General features: G+C 71.3%; 16 protein-coding genes. 6 read left to right on the forward strand and 10 right to left on the reverse strand.

Translation table 11 applies throughout. The features are described from left to right. Positions 1 to 83: 83 nt before the first annotated feature. The gene (locus SKC42_RS07615; RefSeq protein WP_330963698.1) at positions 84 to 824 is read left to right on the forward strand and encodes a dienelactone hydrolase family protein; all 741 of its coding nucleotides are present in this window, start codon (positions 84 to 86) and stop codon (positions 822 to 824) included. On the opposite strand, the gene SKC42_RS07620 is transcribed toward SKC42_RS07615, so the two are convergent. From SKC42_RS07620 to SKC42_RS07635, 4 genes are read right to left on the reverse strand one after another with little or no spacing between them, the layout of a single operon-like run. Further along, positions 813 to 2,042: a glycosyltransferase gene (locus SKC42_RS07620; protein WP_330963886.1), complete on the reverse strand. Its 1,230-nt coding sequence runs from the start codon at positions 2,040 to 2,042 to the stop codon at positions 813 to 815. The two genes, SKC42_RS07615 and SKC42_RS07620, sit on opposite strands and share 12 nt — an antisense overlap. 15 nt (positions 2,043 to 2,057) lie before the next feature. Then, positions 2,058 to 3,152, reverse strand: a complete 1,095-nt coding sequence (locus SKC42_RS07625; protein WP_330963699.1) for an acyl-CoA dehydrogenase family protein — start codon at positions 3,150 to 3,152, stop codon at positions 2,058 to 2,060. Then, positions 3,149 to 4,330, reverse strand: a complete 1,182-nt coding sequence (locus SKC42_RS07630; RefSeq protein ID WP_330963700.1) for an acyl-CoA dehydrogenase family protein — start codon at positions 4,328 to 4,330, stop codon at positions 3,149 to 3,151. Before SKC42_RS07630 ends, SKC42_RS07625 begins: the two co-directional genes overlap by 4 nt. After that, a complete protein-coding gene (locus tag SKC42_RS07635; RefSeq protein WP_330963701.1) occupies positions 4,327 to 5,109 on the reverse strand; it encodes an SDR family oxidoreductase in 783 nt (260 codons plus the stop codon). Before SKC42_RS07635 ends, SKC42_RS07630 begins: the two co-directional genes overlap by 4 nt. A 99-nt stretch (positions 5,110 to 5,208) precedes the next feature. On the opposite strand from SKC42_RS07635, the gene SKC42_RS07640 reads away from it, so the two are divergent. Beyond that, positions 5,209 to 5,535 carry a PE-PGRS family protein gene (locus SKC42_RS07640; RefSeq protein ID WP_330963887.1) on the forward strand — a complete coding sequence of 109 codons (327 nt, stop codon included), beginning with the start codon at positions 5,209 to 5,211 and terminating at the stop codon, positions 5,533 to 5,535. Here the strand turns inward: SKC42_RS07640 and SKC42_RS07645 are convergent, their stop codons facing one another. From SKC42_RS07645 to SKC42_RS07655, 3 genes are all read right to left on the reverse strand, one after another. Next, entirely contained in the window at positions 5,536 to 8,775 is a 3,240-nt protein-coding gene (locus SKC42_RS07645) for an acetyl-CoA carboxylase family protein (RefSeq protein ID WP_330963702.1), read from the reverse strand. Beyond that, complete coding sequence (locus tag SKC42_RS07650) at positions 8,772 to 10,295, reverse strand: class I adenylate-forming enzyme family protein (protein ID WP_330963888.1); 1,524 nt, start codon at positions 10,293 to 10,295, stop codon at positions 8,772 to 8,774. Before SKC42_RS07650 ends, SKC42_RS07645 begins: the two co-directional genes overlap by 4 nt. Positions 10,296 to 10,402: 107 nt before the next feature. Then, positions 10,403 to 10,603, reverse strand: coding sequence for a hypothetical protein (locus SKC42_RS07655; protein WP_330963703.1), 201 nt, complete (start codon positions 10,601 to 10,603; stop codon positions 10,403 to 10,405). A gap of 183 nt (positions 10,604 to 10,786) precedes the next feature. Between SKC42_RS07655 and SKC42_RS07660 the strand changes: the two genes are divergently transcribed. Both SKC42_RS07660 and SKC42_RS07665 read left to right on the forward strand, forming a co-directional pair. Next, positions 10,787 to 11,431, forward strand: a complete 645-nt coding sequence (locus SKC42_RS07660) for a response regulator transcription factor (RefSeq protein WP_330963889.1) — start codon at positions 10,787 to 10,789, stop codon at positions 11,429 to 11,431. A 3-nt stretch (positions 11,432 to 11,434) separates the two neighbouring features. After that, positions 11,435 to 12,991: a sensor histidine kinase gene (locus tag SKC42_RS07665; protein WP_330963704.1), complete on the forward strand. Its 1,557-nt coding sequence runs from the start codon at positions 11,435 to 11,437 to the stop codon at positions 12,989 to 12,991. A gap of 18 nt (positions 12,992 to 13,009) precedes the next feature. Here SKC42_RS07665 and SKC42_RS07670 read toward each other — a convergent pair whose 3' ends face one another. Genes SKC42_RS07670 through dapB form a run of 3 tightly spaced genes read right to left on the reverse strand, consistent with a single transcriptional unit; the run spans position 13,010 to position 14,651 of the window. After that, on the reverse strand, positions 13,010 to 13,465 hold the full coding sequence (locus SKC42_RS07670) for a flavodoxin family protein (protein ID WP_330963705.1): 456 nt from the start codon (positions 13,463 to 13,465) through the stop codon (positions 13,010 to 13,012). After that, entirely contained in the window at positions 13,462 to 13,917 is a 456-nt protein-coding gene (locus SKC42_RS07675) for a hypothetical protein (RefSeq protein ID WP_330963706.1), read from the reverse strand. Before SKC42_RS07675 ends, SKC42_RS07670 begins: the two co-directional genes overlap by 4 nt. Continuing rightward, positions 13,914 to 14,651 (reverse strand): 4-hydroxy-tetrahydrodipicolinate reductase, encoded by a 738-nt coding sequence (gene dapB / locus SKC42_RS07680; RefSeq protein ID WP_330963707.1) that lies wholly within the window; start codon positions 14,649 to 14,651, stop codon positions 13,914 to 13,916. The genes SKC42_RS07675 and dapB overlap by 4 nt, the downstream gene beginning before the upstream one ends. A gap of 246 nt (positions 14,652 to 14,897) precedes the next feature. On the opposite strand from dapB, the gene SKC42_RS07685 reads away from it, so the two are divergent. Both SKC42_RS07685 and SKC42_RS07690 read left to right on the forward strand, forming a co-directional pair. Then, positions 14,898 to 15,122 (forward strand): DUF732 domain-containing protein, encoded by a 225-nt coding sequence (locus SKC42_RS07685; RefSeq protein ID WP_442932035.1) that lies wholly within the window; start codon positions 14,898 to 14,900, stop codon positions 15,120 to 15,122. A gap of 136 nt (positions 15,123 to 15,258) precedes the next feature. Next, complete coding sequence (locus SKC42_RS07690; RefSeq protein ID WP_330963708.1) at positions 15,259 to 16,548, forward strand: EAL domain-containing protein; 1,290 nt, start codon at positions 15,259 to 15,261, stop codon at positions 16,546 to 16,548. The last annotated feature ends 44 nt before the right edge of the window (positions 16,549 to 16,592 follow it).

A 16,592-nucleotide genomic window follows, 5' to 3' on the forward strand; every position in this document is an offset into this window, starting at 1 on the left:
CGGCTCCCGTCGATCGCAAGCGCGGCGAAGCCGGGCCCGGCGGGTCGACGCGGCGCGCCAATGTTACGAGTAGAACGGAGTCCATGCCGAAGATCACCGACACGATCACCACCGCCGACGGCCGCTGTCCCGTCCGGCTGTTCACCCCCGACGGCACCGGCCCCTGGCCGGGAGTCGTCATGTACTGCGACGCCGGCGGCGTCCGTGACACTTTCGACGAGATGGCCGCCAAGCTGGCGAGTTTCGGTTACGCCGTGCTGCTTCCCGACGTGTACTACCGCAGCGGCGACTGGGCCCCCTTCGACATGGCGACCGTCTTCGGCGACGCGCCGGAGCGCAAGCGGCTGTTCGGGATGGTCGGCGACGTCACGCCGGACAGGATGGCCACCGACGCCGGCGCCTTCTTCGACTACCTGGCCGGGCGTCCCGAGGTTTCGGGACACCGATTCGGCGTCTGCGGCTATTGCATGGGCGGCCGGACGTCGCTGGTGGTGGCGGGGCGTTTGCCGGACCAGGTGGCCGCGGCGGCGTCCTTCCACGGCGGTGGCCTGGTGAGCGACACCGAAGACAGCCCGCACCTGCTGGCCGACCGGATCAGCGCGACGGTGTACGTGGGCGGCGCCCAGAACGACGCGTCGTTCACCGCCGACCACGCCGAGCGGCTGGACAAGGCGCTGACGGCGGCCGGGGTGACGCACACCATCGAGTGGTATTCGGCGGGCCACGGGTTTGCCGTCCCAGACAACGGCCCCTACGACGCCGACGCGGCGGAGCGGCATTGGCAGGCGATGACGGAGGTCTTCGCGGCGGCGCTACCGCGCTGACGGCGGCGGCTGCTGGCCGCCGGCCTCGTCCAGCAGCAGCCGGGCCGCCACGGCCGCCCCGTCGGTGCTGATCGCGCCCGCAAGGGCCGCCGCCCGCGCCCGCGTGCCGGAATGCAGCGCCACCTCGAGTGCGGCCGACAGCGTCTGGACGGTCGCGGTGCGCCCGTCGTACCAGGTGCCGATGCCGAGCTCGGTCACCCGGCCGGCCCAGTACAGCTGGTCCGCCCCCTGCGGGATCACCACCTGGGGCGCGCCCGCCAGCGCCGCCGTCGTCGTGGTGCCCGCCCCGCCGTGATGCACGACGGCGGCTACCCTGGCGAACAGCGCCTGCTGGTTGACCTCGCCGACGGCGAAGCAGTCGCCGCGGTCGTCGATCGGGCCCAGGCCGGCCCACCCGTGTGCGACGAGGACGCGCCGCCCCCGCGCGCGGACCGCCTCGACGGCCAGCCTGCCGATGTCCCCGGCGCCGCGCAGCGTCATGCTGCCGAAGCCGACGTAGACCGGCGGTGTCCCGGCGTCCAGGAACGCGAGCAGATCGTCCGGGAGCAGTCGTTCGTCCGGGGCGAGCCACGCGCCGGTCTGGACGACGTCGAGCTCCGACGGCCGGTGCCACGGGGCCAGGGTCGGGTCGGCCGCGAGCCAGGGTCGATCGGTGAACGCGTAGTCACGGACGTTGTTCACCGGCGGCAGGTGCGACGCCGCGCGGTGGCGGTTGAGCGTCGCGGCGAACAGCGCATTCACGTTGCGCGCGTCGGACTCCCACAGCGTGCGATTGTCGGCGAACGGCCAACCCGGATGCGTGGGCGGCGGGTGGTGGGGTGATGGCAGGAAGGTCGGATGGTAGCTGGCGTACGCGTAGCGGACGCCCAGCTGCTGGGCCACCGACCGCACCCCGGCCGCGACCCACACCAGGCCGGTCGCCACGAGGGCGTCACATCCGCGCGCCGCGGCGGCGACGGTCTCGAATTGCGCGGCCACCACATCGTCCACGTGCCCGCGCAGCTCGGCCTCCGTCGGCGGCGGCCCGGACACCACCGAGCGCACCGGCTCCCCGGTGGGCACCAGCGGCACGCCCACACCGGCCAGCCTGTCCGCGAACTCCTCGTCGGGAGGCGCGCACACGCAGGCCTCGGCGCCGAGGTCGCGCAGTGCCAGCGCGAGCCCGAGCAAAGGTTCCACGCCGCCGCGCGAGTCGTACGTCGACAACACCACGCGCATGCCCGACACGCCCGGCTAGTCGGCCGGAAGTTCGACCAGCTCAGCCAGCCTGGCGCGGTGCCGGTAGGCGGTACCGAGGGCGAGCTGGTCGCTCTTGGCCCGCTTGAGGTACAGGTGCGCCGGATATTCCCACGTCATGCCGATGCCGCCGTGCAGCTGCACGCATTCCTCGGCGGCGTGCACGGCGACGCCGCTGCAGTAGGCCTGGGCGACGGCCGCGGCGACGGCCGCGTCGTCCCCGCGTGCGCACGCGTCCGCCGCGTACCGGGCGGCCGCGGTGGCCGCGCCCACCTCGAACCACAGGTCGGCCAGCCGGTGCTTGATCGCCTGGTACGAGCCGATCAGGCGGCCGAACTGCTTGCGCTGCTTGACGTACGACAACGTCGTATCGAGGCACCATCGCGCCACGCCGAGCTGCTCCGACGCAAGCAGGGCCGCACCCGTCTCCAGCGCGGCGGCGATCGGCCCCTCGGCCGGTCCCACCCGCGTTGACGTCACTCCCGAAAACCGCACGTCCGCAAGGGGTCTCGTCATGTCCAGGGCGACCACCGGCATCACCTGCACACCAACCGCGGCGCGGGCGACGGTGTGCAATTCGAGACCGTCGGGCCCGGTGACGGGCACGACCAGCACGTCGGCTTCGAGCGCGCCGGCGACGCTGGTGACCGATCCGGTCAGGCCGTCCGCACCGGCGCTCACCGCCGGCACGGGGGCGTCGGGAGCGGTGGACAGCGGCACCGCCAGCGCGGCGGTCAGCTCCCCGCGCGCCAGCGCGGGCACGGTCTCGGTGTCACCCGCGTGCAGCAGCGCCACCGTGGCCAGGACCGCGCTGGACAGGTAGGGCACGGGCGCGACGGCCCTGCCGATCTCCTCCATCACGACCGCAGCCTCGCGCGCGCCGGCACCGGCGCCGCCGAGCTCCTCGGGAACCAACAGCCCCGCCACGCCGAGCTCCGCGGCGAGCGTTCGCCAGACGGCCGAAAAGTCCTGCGGCTCCGGGTCGTAGGCGCGCAGCACCGACTCCGGCGGGCAGCGGTCGGCGAACAGCTGAGAAACGCTGTCCCGCAGCGCTTCCTCGGTGTCGGAGTACAGCAGGTCGCCAACGGTCATCGGTTCAGGTCCTTCCAGGCGACGTCCTTGTCGACGCGGTGTTCGCCCGGCAGGCCGAGGATCCGCTCGGAGATGGTGTTGCGCAGGATCTCCGAGGTTCCGCCCTCGATCGAGTTGCCGCGCGCCCGCAGATACCGGTAGCCGGGCTCGCGCCCGATCAGGTCGACGACCTCGGTCCTGCGCATCGTCCAGTCGTCGTAGCGCAGCCCGGACTCGGCGTGCAGCTCGATGTCGAAGCCCGAAACCGCCTGCGCCAGCCGGGCGAACGCGACCTTCATGCCGGCGCCCTCGGGGCCCGGCTGCCCGACGCTGGCCTGCTGCGCCAGCCGCTCACCGGCCAGCCGGAGCACCTCTGCGTCCACCCACAGGCGCATCAACTCGTCATGCATGGCGGGATCGCGGAGTTGCGGGTCGTCCCGCCACGCTTCGGCGACCTTGCCGATTATGCCGCCTTCGCGCGGGGCGCCCGTCCGGGCGCCGATCGCGACGCGCTCGTTGTTGAGCGTGGTGGTCGCGACGCGCCAGCCGCCGCCCTCGGGCCCCAGCCGGTTCGCGTCGGGCACGCGGACGTCGGTGAGGAACACCTCGTTGAACTCCGCCTCGCCGGTGATCTGGCGCAGCGGCCGGACGTCGACACCGGGCTGCGTCATGTCGCAGAGGAAGTACGTCAGGCCGGCGTGTTTGGGCACCGCCGGGTCGGTCCGGGCGACCAGGATGGCCATCTGCGCGTGCTGCGCCATCGACGTCCATACCTTCTGGCCGTTGACGATCCACTCGTCACCGTCGCGGACCGCCCGGGTGGCCACCCCGGCGAGGTCGGACCCCGCACCCGGCTCGCTGAACAACTGACAGTAAACGTGTTCGCCGGTGAACAGCGGGCGCAGAAACCTTCGCTTCTGCTCGTCGGTGCCGAAGGCGGCGATGGTCGGCGCCGCCATGCCCATCCCGATGAAGTTCTTCACGGTGCCGCCCACCGGCGCGCCCGCGGCGGCCAGTTGCGCGTCGACGCCCTCCTGGGCGGCACGCGGCAGGCCGAGCCCGCCGAAGCCGGCAGGTAGGTGCACCCAGGCGAGTCCCGCATCGTATTGCGCGCCCAGGAAATCCCGCGGATCGGTGGTCGCGGGGTCGTGCTCGTCGAGCAGCGCCTTGACCCGGGCGTCCAGGTCGGCCGTGTTCACTGCGCGCCGTCCGCCCGAGCCTGGAAACCCTGCGCCGGGCCCAGCAGGAGACCGCCGTCGATGACCATCGTCTCGCCGGTGATCCAGCTCGCCGCGTCGGAAACCAGGAAGGCGACCGCGTTGGCCACGTCGATGGGCTCGCCGATGCGGCCGAGGGCGATCGTCGAGGCCAGCGGATCCTCGTGGTCCTTCCACAGCGCCTCGGCCAGCTTGGTGCGCACGACGCCGGGGGCGATCGCGTTGACCCGGACCTTCGGCGAAAGTTCCAGCGCCAGTTGCTTGGTCACGTGGATCAGTGCGGCCTTGGTGGCGTTGTACATCCCCATGGCCGGCGACTGGTGCATGCCACCGATCGAAGCGGTGTTGACCACCGACCCGCCGTGCTGGCCCATCCAGGACTTGACGACGAGCGACGTCCACAGGAGCGGGGCCCACAGGTTGACGTCGAAGATCTTGGTGAAGCGGGCGTGGTCCTGGTCGATCAGCGGGCCGTAGGCCGGGTTGGTGCCCGCATTGTTGACCAGGATGTCGACGCGGCCAAACCGCTCGAGGGTGAGGTCCACGCAGCGCCGGGCGGCGTCCTCGTCGACCGCGTGCGCGCCGACTCCCACCGCCTTCTCGCCCACCTGCGCCGCCGCTTCGTCGGCCGCCTCCTGCTTGCGTGCGGTGAGCACCACGTCGGCGCCGCTGGCGGCCAGCTGCTGGGCGATCGCCAGCCCGATTCCGCGGGAGGCGCCGGTGATGATCGCGGTGCGGCCGGTGAGGTCCAGAGGGTTCATCGTCGTGCGCCTTCCGTTGCTTTCGGTGGCCGCGATGCGGAGATGTTTACTCGTGCGTACACGTGGTATGCGACCGTCATGTCAGTGAAATTAACCCTCATCAAAAGGCTGGTGGTGGGCGGGGCGGCCGCGGCGGCGCTAACGCTCGCGCCGATGGCCGTGACCGGTTCCGTCGCCTTCACCGGCGCCCCGACCGCGGCGCCGACGCACGTGGTCTTCAAGGACGATCCCGGCGGCGGGGGCTGCGACCCCAACGGCAACTGCGGCTCGGGAGGCCAGAACCAGGGGCCCGGCGGCGGTCCCGGCGGCCAGGGCTGCATCCCGGGCGTCGGCTGCGGCTCCGGCGGGCAGAACGCCGGCCCCGGCGGCATTCCCGGCGGCCAGGGCTGCCTGCCCGGCGTCGGCTGCGGCTCCGGCCACGCCTGACTAGTTCGGCCCGCCGACTCCGGGCAGCCTGGCGATCCACGTCCGGGAGTCGGCCGGGTCGATCACGTCGTCGAGTTCGAACGTGGTGGCCGAGCGCAGCGCCTTGCCGTGGTCGTAGGCCGCCGCGACGAGTTTGTCGAACAGGTCCTGCCGTTCGGACGGGTCGGCCACGGCGGCCAGCTCCTTGCTGAATCCAAGCCGCACGGCGCCTTCCAGGCCCATGCCGCCGATCTCTCCCGTCGGCCAGGCGACCGTGAACTGCGGCGCGCGGAAGGACCCGCCGGCCATCGCCATCGCCCCGAGGCCGTAGCCCTTGCGCAGGATGATCATGCCCAGCGGGACGGTCAGCTGGGCGCCCAGGACGAACAGCCGGCCGAACCGCCGAACCGCCGCGTCCTTTTCCGCGTCCGGCCCGACCATGAACCCTGGGGTATCGCACAGCGAGATCACGGGCAGCCGAAACGACTCGCACAGGGCGAGGAAGTCGCCGGCCTTGTCGGCGGCCTCGGCGTCGATCGCGCCGCCCAGGTGGTGGGTGCTGTTGGCAATCAGCCCGTACGCGCGGCCCTCCACGCGCACCAGCGCCGTGACGATGCCGACGCCGTAATCGGGCCGCAGTTCCAGGGCCGACCCCACGTCGACGATCGACTCGATCGCCCGGTGCACGTCGTACGCGCGTAACCTGTTCTGCGGCACCACGTGTCGGGCAATTCGCGGGTCGGGCGCCGCCCAGTGGTCGAGCGCGCCCTGGAAATACGAGAGATAGCGCTTGGCCAGCGAGACGGCGTGCGCCTCGTCGCGGGCAACCAGGCTCACCACGCCGTTGCGGCGCTGGACGTCGATGGGCCCGATGGCCTCCGGCGGGTATTTCCCGAGGCCGCCGCCCTCGATCATCGCCGGTCCACCCATGCCGATGTTGGCGTCCGGCGTCGCGATGATGACGTCGCACACCCCGGCCAGCGCGGCGTTGCCGGCGAAACACCGGCCCGAGACCACCGCCACGAGGGGGACCTCGCCGCGCAGGCCGGCCAGCATGCGGAAGGTCGGCACGTCGAGCCCGGCCGCCCCGCCGACGTCGGTGTCCCCGGGCCGGCCGCCCCCACCCTCGGCGAACAGCACCACCGGCACGCGCTTTCGGGCCGCCAGATCGAAGACCCGGTCGGTCTTGGCATGGTTGCGCATGCCCTGGGTTCCGGCCAGCACGGTGTAGTCGTAGGACACCACGACCGTCTCGGCGGCGGCACGCCCGAACCGCTCGGCGCCGATGGTGGCCAGGCCCGCGACCAGGCCGTCGGCCGGAGTGTTGGCGATCAGGTCGTCTTCGGAGCGGCGGCTGCGTTGCGCGGCGATGGCCAGCGCGCCGTACTCGACGAGGCTGCCAGCGTCGATCAGGTCGGCGATGTTCTCCCGGGCGGTGCGCCGGCCCTGCCCGTGCCGCTTCGTCACGGCGGCGCCACGGCCCTCGTCGAGGGTGCGCAGGTGGCGCTCCCGCACTTCGTCGAGGTCGGCGCGGGGCCGGTCGAGATCCGTCGCGGCGGAGTGCGGTCCGCCGTCGGCGTCGGCGCCGGTGCGGGCGAAGACCAGCAGCGGGTCGCCCGTGCCGACGACCTGGCCCACCGCAACCAGGCGGCGGACCGTCCGCAGCGCGTCCGGCGCCGCCAGCACGTGCTGCATCTTCATCGCCTCGAGGACCACGAGTGGGGCGCCGGCGCCGAACTCGGTTCCCTCGGCCGCCACCTCGACCACGGTGCCGGCCAGGTGCGCGCGCAGCGCTTCCTCGCCCGGATACAGCTCGACCGCCGCCACATGCGTCTCCCGCTGGTGGGACAACGCCGTCCCGGCCAGCTCGGCGATCTGCCCGTCCAGGAAGTCGGTCGTGACCCAGCCCGACTCGACCTCGCCGGCGCTCAGCAACTCTCGCAGGAACGCGATGTTGGTGCCGACCCCTTCGATGCCGAACTCACGCAGGGCGGTCCGCGCCTTGCGCAGCGCCGCAGGGAACGACCCGCCGCGCACATGGGTGATCACCTTGGCCAGCAGCGAGTCGTACAGCGGGTTGGGGGCCAGGCCCGTTCGGCCGTAGGTGTCCACCCGCACGCCGGGGCCGGTCGGCGGCGAGAACACCGTCAGGGTGCCCGCGGCGGGCGCGACGGTCCCGTCGGCGCCGAGGGTCTCGGCGTTGACCCGGGCCTGAATCGCGATGCCCCGGTGCGCCGCCGGCTCGCCGATGACCTCGGTTCCGTCGGACGCGGTTCCCGCTGGCAGGCCGAGCTGGTAGTAGGACGCGCCCCGGGCGATGGCCAGTTGAACGGCCACCAGGTCTGTGCCGGTGGTCTCCTCGGTGACGGTGTGCTCGACCTGGATCCGCGGATTGACCTCGAGGAAGACGAATTTCTCTCCGGACACCAGGAATTCGACGGTGGCCAGACCGCGCAGGCCGACGCGGGCGCACAGCCGTGCGGCGGCCTGGTGCAGCTCTCGGCGCAATTTGTCCGAAAGCCCTTGCGCGGGAGCGATCTCGACGAGCTTCTGGTATCGCCGCTGGATGCTGCAGTCGCGGTCGCCCAGGGCCAGCGCGTGCGTCTGGTGTCCCGCCGGGGCGGCGACCACCTGCACTTCGATGTGCCGCGCGGCGTCGAGGACAGCCTCGGCGAACAGCGCCGGGTCGCCGAAGCCGAGCTGGGCCTCTGCGGCGCACTGCCGGTATGCCGTGTCGATCTGCTCCGCGCTCACCACCTTCCGCATGCCGCGGCCACCGCCGCCGGCGAGCGCCTTGATCATGATGGGCCCGCTCTGGGCGGCGAGGAACGCCTCGACGTCGGCGGCCGAGCTCGGGCCTTCGGTCGCGGGCAGCACCGGGAGGCCGGCGGCGACCGCCGCGGCGCGGGCCGCGGACTTGTTGCCGAGCATGTCGAGCACGTCGGCGTTCGGCCCCACGAAGGTGCGACCGGCGGCGAAGCACGCGCGGGCGAACGCGGCGTCCTCGCTGAGGAATCCGTAGCCGGGGTGGATGAGTTCAGCGCCGGACTTTTCGGCCGCCGCCAACAGCGCCGCCGGGTCGAGGTAGGCCCTGGGGCCGGCGGCGGGCAGACCGATGGCCTCGTCGGCCACGTGCACGTGGGGGCTATCGGCGTCGTCCTCGGCGTAGACGGCGACGGTCGGCAAGCCCAATTCTGTTGCGGTGCGGATGATTCGGAGCGCGATCTCGCCGCGGTTGGCGATCAGCAGGGTCGAGCTCATGGGAGCGGGTCGCCCCACTGCACCTGGTCGCGGAGCCTGCCCTTGAGCAGCTTGCCGCCAGCGTTGCGGGGCAGCGCGGCGTCGACCACCGTGACGTACTGCGGAACCTTAAAGTCGGCGAGCCGCTCGCGGCAGTGGTCGAGCACGGCGGTCACGTCGACTTCGTCGGCGCCGCCAAACAATACGGCACCGACCTTCTCACCCATGACCTCGTCCGGAACCGCCAGCACGCAGGCGTCGGCGACGTGGGGCGCCGCGAGCAGCACGGCTTCCACCTCGACGCTCGAGACATTTTCACCGCCCCGGTTGATGATGTCCTTGAGCCGATCGATGATGTGGACCCGGCCGGCGCCGTCCACCCGCACTACATCGCCGGTGTGCAGCCAGCCGTCCACGATGGTGGCTGCGGTCGCCTCGGGGCGGTTCCAGTAACCGGCGGTGACGTTCGCGCCGCGCACCACGAGTTCCCCCTCGGTGCGGTCGTCGCCGAACGGGATCAGTCCGAGGTCCACCGATGGGACGGCGAATCCGACCGAGTCGGCGTGTCCGAGCGCATCGCGGTCGGGCAGCACCGTCATCAGCGAGGCGGTCTCGGTCATGCCGTAGCCGTTGAAGACGGTGGCATGCGGGAAAGCCTCCTTGACCGAGCGCACCAGCGACGGGGCGATCGGCGCCCCGCCGTAGCCGACCCAGCGCACCCCGGACACGTCGGCGTCCCGGAAGCCCTTGTGCCGCAGCAGTAGCGAATAGACCGCGGGAACGGTCACCACGTTGGAGACCCGTTCCTGCGGGATGGCGGCGATCAGCTCGTCGAGGTTGAGCTGGGGCATGATCACCGACGCTCCCCCGACGCGGGCCGCCACCAAAAGCTGTGTATTGCAGCCCGTGACGTGGAACAGCGGCACCGAGATCAGGGTGCGCATTCCCTCGCCCAGGTCGCGGGGCACTCCCAGGCAGCGCACCGAATTCTCGGTGTTGGTGACGAACGCCTCGTGGGTCGTCGGCACCCCCTTCGGGTGGCCGGTGGTGCCCGACGTGTAGAACAGCGCGGCCACGTCGGCGCGGCCGAGGCCCTCGGCGACGTACGGCGCTCCGTCGGGCAGCGGCGTGCCGGCGGCCAGGTCCACGTGCGCACCGGAGTCGTCGAGCACGAACTCGACCTCGGGCCGCGCGGACCGCGTGTTCACCGCCACCGCGACGCTTCCGGCCATCACGATGCCCCAGAAGGCCAGCACCCAGTCGATCCCCGCCGGGTACCGCACCGCGACCCGGTCCCCCGGTTTGACACCGCCGGCGCGCAGCCCGCCGGCGACCCGGGCGGCGCGGTCCCACAGCTGGCGGTAGCTCAATCGGCCGGTGCCCAACTCGACCACCGCCTCGGCCTCCGGCCGCCGCGCGACCTGCTCGGCGAGCATGTCCAGCAACGTGTCCGGCAGTGTGTCGTAGCGCGGAACACCGGCGGCGTTACGCGAGACGCCCGTCGTGGCAAAGGGGTTGTCGCCGCGCGGGATTTCGATCACGGGAGGCACGCCCGGTCCTCCTGTCCTAGGCGGTCGAGGATTCCGCCATCATGCCCGAGGGGGGCTTCGCCGTCGACGGCGACTCCTCGAGTGGCTCGCGGCCGCTCTCAGTGCGGCCGTGTGGCGACCGCGGCGAGGCCGTCGGCGATTCCCCGGTCGACGCCCTGCCGTGCCGGGGTGCCGCCCGCGGCGGCGGTCCGGCAGTTGCAGCCGAGTGTGCCGAACGCGCTCGGGTCGGCAGCGGCCGGAGCGGCTCCGCCGATGAGCAGGCTTACGGCGATGGCCGCGCCAAGGGCTATCTTGGTCATCGGTTTGTCGTCTCCATGGATCCAGGCTCGCGCCGGAGACATGCCGCGTCGTCGACGCTGACATCCGTCTTGCAGCCCCGCCACCCTCACCGCGGGGATACCGGCTAGCTGCAATTACTCTGGTCACTGCCGGTAGGTCGCGCGAAAGGAATCCTCGTCGAGGTGCAGCCAGGGCACGCGGACATGCGCGTCGTCGTCGCCGACGACGACGTCCTCCTGCGCGAGGGGCTGGCCAGCCTCCTGAACCGTTCGGGTTACCGGGTGGTGGGCCAGGCCGGTGACGCCGCCGCCCTCCTCGAGGTGGTCCGCACCGAGAGGCCCACGCTGGCGATCGTCGATATCCGGATGCCGCCGACGCACACCACCGACGGGCTCGACGCGGCGATGACCATCCGCGACGAGATGCCGGAGGTCGGGCTGGTCATCTTGTCGGCGCACGTCGACGTCGAGCACGCGATGCAACTGTTGGCCAACGACCGCGGCGTCGGCTACCTGCTGAAGACGCGGGTCACTGACGTCGACGAATTCCTCGAGACACTTGGCCGCATCGCCGACGGCGGCTACGTGCTTGACCCGGCCCTGGTGCAGGAGTTGGTGGGCGCGCGCACGCGCAGCGACCCGCTCGCGTTGCTCAGCGCTCGGGAGAAGGAAGTGCTCGCCCTGATGGCGGAGGGCCGCTCGAACGCGGGGATCGCCCGGCGCCTATGGGTGACGGAGGGCACCGTCGAGAAACACGTCCGCAGCATCATGACGAAGTTCGACCTGCGCGAAACCCCCGATGATCACCGCCGCGTGCGCGCGGTGATCACCTTTCTCGAGGCTCGCTGACGGGTGACCGCAGCCAAGCAGTGGACGATCTCTCGCCTGGGACCGAGGTTGCTGCCGCCGGTGCCATCGCCCATACCGCTGGGGCTTGCCGTGGCCGCCGGCTGCATCGCGGCAGAAACCGTTGTGATGCTGGCGCTCAAGACCTTTGCCCCGGGCAACGCGTTCGGCGTCATCTATCTGATCGGGGTCCTGATCGTCGCCACCGGTTGGGGTGCCGGGCTCGGGGCCGCCACCGCGGTGGTCAGCGCCCTGGCCTACGACTACTTCCGCGGCTGGCCCGATTCCCCCGGCTCATTCACCGAACTGCAGGACTGGGTGGTCATTGCCGTGTTCCTGGTGGTGGCCCTGGTCGCACACGCCTTGGCGCGCCTGGCGCGAACGCGCGCCGCCGACGCGGAAGCGCGCACGCGGGAGGCCGAGGCGAGCCGCGAGGAGCTCACCGTCCTGGCCGAACAGCAAGCCGCGCTACGCCGGGTCGCGACCCTCGTCGCGCGCGGGGTTCCGGCGTCTGACGTCTTCCCAGCGGTCGCACACGAGCTGGCGACGTGTCTCGGCGTGGCCAACGCGTCGCTCTGGCGCTACGAGGCCGACGAAACGGCGACGCTCGTCGCCGCCGTGGACGATCCCAGGCAGTCGGCTCGCATGCCTGTCGGGAGCCGGTGGCCGTTGGACGGTGACAACATTGTCGCCATGGTGGCCGCCACCGGTCGACCGGTCCGGTTGGACACCCATGACGCCGCGGCCGGGACCGCGGCGTCGCTGATCCGGCGCCTCGGGCTGACCGCCGGCGCCGGCGCCCCGATCGTCGTCGAGGGCCGGCTGTGGGGCGTCGCGGTCGCAGGGTCGGGTCCGAGCCGGCCGCTGCCGCCCGACGCCGAGCAGCGGGTCGGTGAATTCACCGAGCTTGTCGCCACCGCCATCGCCAACGCCGAAGCCCACGCCGCGCTCACCGCGTCGCGCGCGCGCATCGTCGCGGCCGCCGACGACGCCCGGCGCCGACTGGAGCGCGACCTGCATGACGGCGCACAACAGCGCCTCATCGCACTTGCGCTGCAGCTGCGTTCCGTCGAGGCCGGGGTGCCGGCGGAACTCCGGTCGCTGCGAGAACAGATCTCGGACGCGGTGGCCGGTCTGACGTCGGCGTCCGGCGATCTCCAAGAGCTCGCCCGCGGCATTCATCCGGCGATCCTGTCCAAAGGCGGCCTGGGGCCCGCGCTCAACGCGCTCGCCCGGCGCTGCACCATTCCGGTTACGCTTCGCCTGCAGCTGGATGGGCCGATCCCGGAGCCGGTCGGCGTTGCCGCCTATTACGTTGTCGCCGAGGCGATGACGAACGCGACACGGCACGCCCGCGCCTCGGGTCTGGACATCGACGCGGTCGTGGGCCCGGACCTGCTGCTGTCGATTCGCGACGACGGCGTCGGCGGGGCGGACATCGGGAACGGATCCGGCCTCATCGGCCTGATCGACCGTGTCGAAGCGCTCGGCGGACGCATGCGGATCGCCAGCCCGCCGGGCGGCGGCACCACGCTCGAGGTCGAGATTCCGGTCTCCGCCTGAATCGTCGTTGCGTGAGCGTCACTGCATGAGCGTCGCTGCCAGCGTTCCGCCCAGCTCGTAGGCCCGTTCACGCGCCTCCGCGTCGACGGCGCCGGTGATCTCCAGCGCGTCGGCGGCCTGGCTCAGCGAGAGCCCGCTCGCAAGCCTGCCGACCGCGGCCGCCGCGCCGACCGTGTCGTTGTTGCCATGCACCCACACGCCGTAGGGGCGGCCCGACACATGGTCGAGGCTCGGGTAGTAGACGGTGTCGAAGAAGTGCTTGAGCGCCCCGGACATGTAGCCGAAGTTCGCCGTGGTGCCGAACAGATAGCCGTCGGCGTCGAGCATGTCCGGCAGCGTCGCGGCCAGCGCCGGACGCGAAATCACCTCCACGCCATCGATTTCCGGATCGTTGGCCCCGGCGAGCACCGCCTCGAGGAGCTCGCGGGTCGACGGTGACGGCGTGTGGTGGACAACCAGCAGTGTCTTGCTCACTTGCCGGCCTGGATCTGAACGGCCGTCTTCATGGCCTCCCGCGCGCGGCGCCGGTCCCCCGCGTAGTCGTAGGCGCGGGCCAGCCGGTACCAGCGTCGCCAGTCGTCGGGTTGGGTCTCCACCTCCACGCGCACCGAAGCGAACAGCGCGTCGGCCGCGTCGCGCTCGATGCGGCCCGACGCGCGCCTCGGCAGTGCACTGGTGTCGAGCTCCAGGCCGTCCTCGGCGATGAGCTGGGCCAGCCTTTGATGCGCGAATCCCGCTCGCAGGGTGGCGACCATCGCCCACGCCCCGATGACGGGCATGATCAGCACGGCCCCACCGAGCCCCACGGCGGCGGGCCGGCCGGAACCGATCATTCCAAAAGCCATGCGCCCCAACAGCACGAAGTAGACCACCATCGCCACGCACAGGAAGCCGATCAGCAGCTGGGTGCGCAGGGCTCGGTTCATTGCAGGTCGAGCAGCGGCTCGAGGCCCACCGTGAGGCCAGGGCGTTCCTTGATGCGCCGCACGGCCAGCAACACGCCCGGCACGAACGAGGTGCGGTCCAGGCTGTCGTGGCGGATGGTCAGCGTCTCCCCCTCGGTGCCGAACAGGATCTCCTGGTGGGCGACCAGTCCGGCCAGGCGCACCGAATGCACCGGAACGCCGTCGACGTCGGCCCCACGCGCGCCGGGAAGGCCGGTGCTGGTGGCGTCGGGGTTGGGCGGCATGCCCTTTCGGGCCTCGGCGATGAGTTTCGCGGTGCGGGCGGCGGTGCCCGACGGCGCGTCGGCCTTGTGCGGGTGGTGCAACTCGATCACCTCGACCGATTCGAAGAAGCGCGCCGCCTGCTTGGCGAACTGCATCGAGAGCACCGCGCCGATCGCGAAGTTCGGCGCGATCAGGACGGCGGTGCCCGGTGAGTCCGTCAGCCACGATTCCACGCGTTGGAGGCGCTCCGCGGTGAAGCCGGTCGTGCCGACCACGGCGTGAATCCCGTTGCTGATCAGAAACTCCAGGTTGTCCATCACCACGTCGGGATGGGTGAAGTCGATGACCGCCTCGGTGTTGCCGTCGGTCAGCAGGCTCAGCGGGTCCCCCGCGTCCACCTCCGCGGACAACTCCAGGTCCCCGGCATCCCGCACCGCGGCGACCATCGTCGCGCCCACTTTCCCCTTGGCTCCCAGCACGCCTACTCGCATGACGCCCACCCTAGACCGGGGGCTTTCGGGCCGGTCACCTCCGGTGCGCACCGTCGTCGGACGGCGGTCGGCACCAGTCACCTCCAACGAGTTTTGAAGCTGTTTCCCAGTCGGACACGTTAACGTAACCCCAATTGGGGCCCGGCTGAACCTTTGCTGCGGCATTCATCCGGTCGCCGAACTTCCCTGTCGGGCGTTTGGGCACAGGAGAATGCGCCGTGGGACGCTACGGACGAGCCATCACCCTTGGCGCGGTCGGCGCCCAACTCTTGCTGGCGGGGCGATGCCGCTCTGTTGCGGGTCGGCCAGAAGCTTTGCCAGCAGGTGTCTTACTACGGCGCCACTCCCGACCAGCTCGAGTCGCTGGCGCTCCAACGGTCGGACACCCGCTTGGGTGCGCGCGGGCTCACTGCCCAGCAGGCCGACGACCTCGTCGGCTACGCCATCGCCGATCTGTGTCCGAGCCAATAGGTAATCTGCGACACCGCTCACCATCGCCACCGACTCGCCCGTCGCGCCCACCGCGAGATCGCCACTACACTGAGGCCGGTTGACGACCGCGGAGACCGACCGTGATGGGGCCTATCGAGGGGGACGACGGCGATGGATGCCTGATTCGGTGGTTCCCGGAGCGAAGCAGGTACCGTCGGAAGGCGACGACCGCGCGATCGCCGACGCGCTCGGCCTAGCGCCGACGCCGTATTACCAACCGATCGTCTCGTTACCCGACGGGGCGCTCGTCGGGTTCGAGGCCTTGACCCGATGGCCGACCCTCGGCAACCCCGACCCGGACCTGGTGTTCGACGCCGCGACCAAGGCGCCCGCAACCCTCGAGGAACTCGACGAGCGGTGCATCGCCGCCACGCTCGATACCTTCTTGCAGTCGAACTTCGGCTCGGGGGCAATGTTGTTCGTCAACACCCATCCGTCCTGTGACCTCCCGGGCGAGGCCGTCGACGCACGGTCCGAAGAGCTCAGGGCTCGCCGCATATTCTTGGTCTTCGAGCTGACCGAGCGCCAGCTGCTCAGCCGTCCGCGCACCCTGATCAGGAAGGTCAATGCCATCCGCCGGCGCGGCTGGGTGGTCGCCTTCGACGACGTCGGCGTGAACTCGGCCTCCCTGCCGCTACTAGACGTGCTGCGACCGGAGATCGTCAAGCTCGACATGAACCTCGTCCGGTCCACCTCGCGGACGCACGCGTCCCAGGTGATGTCGGCGGTGCTGACCTACCGGGAACGTTCGAATGCCGTCATTCTCGCCGAGGGCGTCGAGACGAGCGACCAGGGCAAGCGGGCACTGGCCTGGGGCGCGACGCTTGGCCAGGGGCACCGCTTCGGCCATCCCGGGCCGCTGACGACGAAGCGGGCGATCAGATGGAGCGACTTCAAATTAACCGCTCCGCAACGGTTTTCGATTCCGACCGAGAGGTCTCCGTTCGACACGCTGGTCTCCGCGGGAGCCGAACCCCGCGAGGCGCTGGTGTCCACCATCCAGGCCCTCACCCGGCATATCTCGGTGGTCGCCACGCGACCCGAGAACCCGTCCATCGTCCTCGTAGTGCTGCCCGACGACGAACGGTTGCGGTTGAGTGACACCGGGCTTCGACGCGTCGCGAGGGCGGCGCCCGGGGTGCCCTTTTACGCCATCTTCGGCCACCAGCTTCCCGAAGCGCTCGCCGACTCGGGGGTTCGCGGGGTTGCGGTGGCGCCGTCGGACCCGCTGGCCAAGGAGATGCTGATCCTGGCGCTCGGCCCGCACGCCGCCGCTGCCGTCGTCGTCCACGGGTTCGAGCGCGATCGGGTGGTCGATGCCGAGTCCGGACTCCGGTACGCGGTCACCTACGACCGCCAGTACGTGACCGTCATCGCCTCCCACCTGTTGGCCCGCATCACGTGAAAGGCTAACGTTCCCAGCGCATCTGAGAGCGTTCGATGCGTTGT

This window comes from Mycobacterium sp. 050134 (assembly GCF_036409085.1).
GTDB lineage: Bacteria > Actinomycetota > Actinomycetes > Mycobacteriales > Mycobacteriaceae > Mycobacterium.